Here is a 4,149-nt window from a genome sequence, read left to right as displayed (position 1 = left end):
GGCCCACTCCGGGGCGCCCACCCAAGGGGCGCCGCGCTGGCCCGTTGGGGGGGGTTGGGCGGGCGGGGGGGTGTTCTCGAGGCGCCAGAGTGCTAGTCCTTCGCGGTGGCCACCGTCACCGCGCGCACCCTGAGCGCGGTGCGTCCAGGGAGGGCGGTGGCCACGAGGACGAGGAGGGCGGCGACCGCGACGACGGTGACGTAGAGCAACGGCGTGACCGTGGGAGCGGCCCGGCCCGTCATGCCGGCGCCGAACGCGGTCAGTACGGCGAGCGCGATGCCGCTGCCCAGCGCCGTGGCGAGCAGCAGCACCACGAGCGCCTCGGTGCGCAGCATCCGGAGCACCTGGCGACGCGTCGCCCCGGCCAGGCGGAGCAGCGCGAACTCCCGGACACGGTCGGAGACCGACATGCCGAACGTGTTGACCACGGCGATGGCCGTGAACGCGAGAACGAGCCCCATGGCCAGATAGTTGACCTCCGCGTTCGCCTGCTGACGGTCTGCCTGGAGCGAGTCGGCGGCGGCCGTGGAAAGAACCCGGAGTCCCGGGAACTTACGCAGAGTAGTCGCGAGTTGTGTCTGTGTACGGGGCGTGCTGACTAGGACGGAGGAGGCGAGCGGGTTGTCGACGTGGTGGGCGACGAGGTCGTGGGCGAAGGTGATGTCCCCGAAGCCGAGACCCCTGGCGTAGACGGCGGCGACGGTGAGCGTGGCGGGCGTGCCGTCGCCGAGTGTGAGTCTCAGGGTGCTGCCGGGCTTCAAGTGGTGCTGGTCCGCGGTGAGTTCGCTGACGGCGATGGTGTTGTCGGTGAGCCGGTCGAGGGAGCCGGCGGTGACCTCGGGATCCCAGGTGCGGGTGAGTCCCGCGGGAGTGACGCCCTGGGCGGCGTACTTGTCCAGGCCGACTCGGACGGTCGTGCGGACCACTTCGGTGACGGCGTCGTGGTGCGTACGCAGCTGCCGTGCGGCCTCGGCCGGGACGCCCGGCCCCCGGGCGGCGACGACCCAGTTGGCGGTGACGCCCTCGCGTGCCTGGGTTCGCGCGGCGTCGCCAAGGGTCGACTGTACGAACAGGACGGTGCAGGTCATGCCGATGAGCAGGGTGAGGGGGGTGACGACGGAGGCCATCCGGACGGCGTTGCCGCGCAGATTGGCGGTGGCGAGCCGACCGCCGTGACCGGTGAGCCGCAGCGGACCGGCGAGCAGCAGTGCCGCGGCTTTGACCAGCAGGGGACCGAGGAGGGCGACGGAGGCCGAGAGGACCACGACGGCGAGGAAGGTGACGGGAGTCGATGCCGGCTCGGTGCGCAGGGAGGTGAGGACGACGACGAGGACGGCACCACCGGCGAGCAGCAGCAGACCTGCGGCGAGCCGTCCCCAGGGGATACGGGCACGCTCGGTCCTGGCCTCCGCCAGAGCCTCGGCGGGGCGGATCCGGGCGACCCGGCGGGATGCGACACGGGCCGCTGCCCATGCCCCGAGCAACGTCGCGGCGATGGCGGCCAACGGCGGGAAGACGCTGACGGTGTGCTGAAGCGTGGCGGGTATGGCGCCGAGGGCCACGAACCTGGCGTGCAGCCAGCCGCCCAGGGGCAGCCCGAGGAGTGCGCCGACCGTGCCGGCGGCCGCGCCGACGACCAGGGCCTCGCGGCCGAGGAGCTTGCGGATCTGTCCGGACGTGGCGGCGATGGCGCGGAGCAGGGCGAGTTCTCGGTGGCGCTGCTGGACGGAGAGCGTGAAGGTGCCGATGACCACGAGTACCGCCACCAGCAGCGAGGTTCCGCCCATCGCGCCGCCCATGCTGACCAGCCGGGTCCGGGCCGCGGCCGCGTCAAGGAACTCCACGGGCCCTCGGGCGTCTCCGTCGCTGACCTGGGCGGTGGTGCCGCGCAGCGCCCGCGCCACCGCCTGGCGCATCCGGTCCGGGTCCGTGCCCTTGACGGGGAGCACACCGTACGCGGTCACCTGCCCGGGGTGCGCGGCCAGTCGGCGGGCCTCGGCGGTGGAGAAGAACAGCGACGTCTGATGGTGTACGTCCGGCGCCGGGGTGGCGATTCCGGAGATGCGGTAGCCGCGCGGGGACTGCGTCGACTGCACGGTGAGGTGGTCGCCGACCCGAAGGCGGGCGCGTGCGGCCAGATACCGGTCCACGACGAGGTCGGTCGCGGCCCTGGGAGCGGTGCCCGCGGTCAGCCGGTACGGCGTCAGCGCGGCGGACTGCCATGCGTGCCCATAGGCGGTACGGCCCCCGGTTCCGCCCGGGGTCAACGGCTCGGCGAGGAAGGTCAGTTCGGGGATGACCCGGGCGACGCCGGGGGTGCGGGCGAGTGTGTGTTCGAGGCTGGCCGGGAGCCAGGCGCGCTCGGCGATGGGTTTCGCCTTGTGCTTGACCTTGGTCTTGCCCTTCTTGTGCTTGACGGTGGTCTGGTGGACGTTCTGGTCGGCGGAGACCACGACGGGGGCGGCGGCGTAGCGCTCGGTGCGGATCGTGCCGCGCAGGCCGGTGTCGAGGAGGGTGCCGCAGGCCGTGATGAGTGCGGCCGCGCACATCAGGGCGAGAAAGGCGCCGAGGAAGCCGGCCTTTCGGGCGCGGACGGTCTTGAGGGCGTAGCGCAACATCATGAGGACCGGGTCTCTTTTCCGTTGTGCGTCCGGCGAACCGTCGGGCCCGCGTCGGGAAGGGGGCTCCCGTCGTCCGAGGGCCCTCTGCCGCCGGACGGGCCGGGGAAGGCGAGCAATCGCGTGAGTACGGTGCGGGCGCCGGGCGGGGTGTCGGCCTCGGGGCGCTTGTAGCGGTTGAGGAGGGCGATGTACTCCTCGAAGAACTGACGGAGTTCGGGCAGTGTCAGCCGGATCGTGCCGCGCGAGTAGGGGAAGGCGTCCGACCACGGGTCCTTCTCGTCGGTGTCCCGCTGGAGCTGCTCGAACAGCTCCAGATCGGCGGCGTATGCGTGATGGTTCAGCTCTTCCATGACGTGCCGCAGTTCGGCGCTCTGCCGGCTGCGGGGCGGGAAGCGCAGATCGCCGGGGACGGCCCGCCACCAGCGTTCCCGGCCGTGGCCGGTCGCCATGACGGTCTCCTCGACGAAGCCGTACCGGGCGAGTTCGCGCAGGTGGTAGCTGGTTGAGCCGGTGTTCAGGCCCAGTGCCCGGGCGAGGGTGGCGGAGGTCGCCGGGCCGTGCACGGTGAGGTGCTGGAGCATGCGCTGCCGACGCGGGTGGCCGAGTGCCTTGAGGGCGGCGAGGTCGGAGAGCTCCACGGGAGCGGGCGGTACGGGCATGCGTACACACTCGTCTGTGCACAGGTGTCTGTGCATTGGGGTGGCCCGGCGTCTCCGGAGGGGGGTTAACCCCAGCCCGTCCTCACGGATCCGGCACAGCAGACGGCCTCGCGAACGAGTGGGTGGAGGCCGCGAAATGGGGTGAGAGGCCGTGGAGAGGGGGGTGCACCCGGTCGGCGAGGAAGTGCCGGACCGGGGGCCGTCGGCGGGTCAGAACTCCTCGCCGTCGAGGAACTCCGTGTCCTCGCCCTCCTCCTCCAGTGCCTGGCGGACCACCCGGAGGGCCATGCCCTCGGGATATCCCTTGCGGGCGAGCATCCCGGCGAGACGCCGTATCCGCTTGTCGCGGTCGAGGCCGCGAGTGGAGCGCAGCTTACGGGCGACCAGTTCGCGGGCGGTCGCCTGCTCCTGCTCGGAGTCGAGCTGGGCGACGGCCTCGTCGACCAGCGTCGAGTCGACACCCTTGGTCCGCAGTTCACGGGCGAGCGCACGCCGCGCCAGCCCCCGGCCGTGATGACGGGACTCCACCCAGGCATCGGCGAACGCGCTGTCGTCGATCAGGCCGACCTCCTCGAACCGGGACAGCACCTCCTCCGCCACGTCGTCCGGGATCTCCCGCTTGCGTAGGGCGTCGGCGAGTTGCTTGCGGGTGCGCGGGGTCCCGGTGAGCAGGCGCAGACAGATCGCCCGCGCCCGCTCAGCCGGGTCCCCCGGGTGCTCCTCCTTCTCGGCCCTCGACGATGAGAAGGAGCCCCCGTCCTCTTCGGGCGCCGCACCGGACGTCTCCCCGAAGCCGCCGCGTACGCGGCGTGCTCCTGAGTCACCCCGGGGACGCGAGCCACCGCCGGCGGGCCGCGCACCACCGCGCG

The 4,149-nt window shown here is 72.4% G+C and carries 3 protein-coding genes; all 3 read right to left on the bottom strand.

From position 1 onward, the window contains the following. Positions 1 to 92: 92 nt before the first annotated feature. Positions 93 to 2,621 carry an ABC transporter permease gene (locus ACFW2E_RS42645; protein ID WP_384476292.1) on the bottom strand — a complete coding sequence of 843 codons (2,529 nt, stop codon included), beginning with the start codon at positions 2,619 to 2,621 and terminating at the stop codon, positions 93 to 95. Further along, complete coding sequence (locus ACFW2E_RS42640; protein WP_384476289.1) at positions 2,618 to 3,280, bottom strand: ArsR/SmtB family transcription factor; 663 nt, start codon at positions 3,278 to 3,280, stop codon at positions 2,618 to 2,620. The genes ACFW2E_RS42645 and ACFW2E_RS42640 overlap by 4 nt, the downstream gene beginning before the upstream one ends. Before the next feature lie 210 nt (positions 3,281 to 3,490). After that, positions 3,491 to 4,149 (bottom strand): recombination regulator RecX (recX, locus tag ACFW2E_RS42635; protein ID WP_384476286.1); only part of this gene is annotated, 659 nt, incomplete at its 5' end.

The sequence above is a fragment of the Streptomyces sp. NPDC058964 genome (genome assembly GCF_042741275.1).
Classification (GTDB): Bacteria; Actinomycetota; Actinomycetes; order Streptomycetales; family Streptomycetaceae; genus Streptomyces.
This window is presented reverse-complemented; position numbering and strand designations above follow the sequence as displayed.

Excerpts from the sequence above, each read along its gene's own strand:
- ACFW2E_RS42645 (WP_384476292.1), bottom strand. The coding sequence starts at position 2,621 with ATGATGTTGCGCTACGCCCTCAAGACCGTCCGCGCCCGAAAGGCCGGC.
- ACFW2E_RS42640 (WP_384476289.1), bottom strand. The coding sequence starts at position 3,280 with ATGCCCGTACCGCCCGCTCCCGTGGAGCTCTCCGACCTCGCCGCCCTC.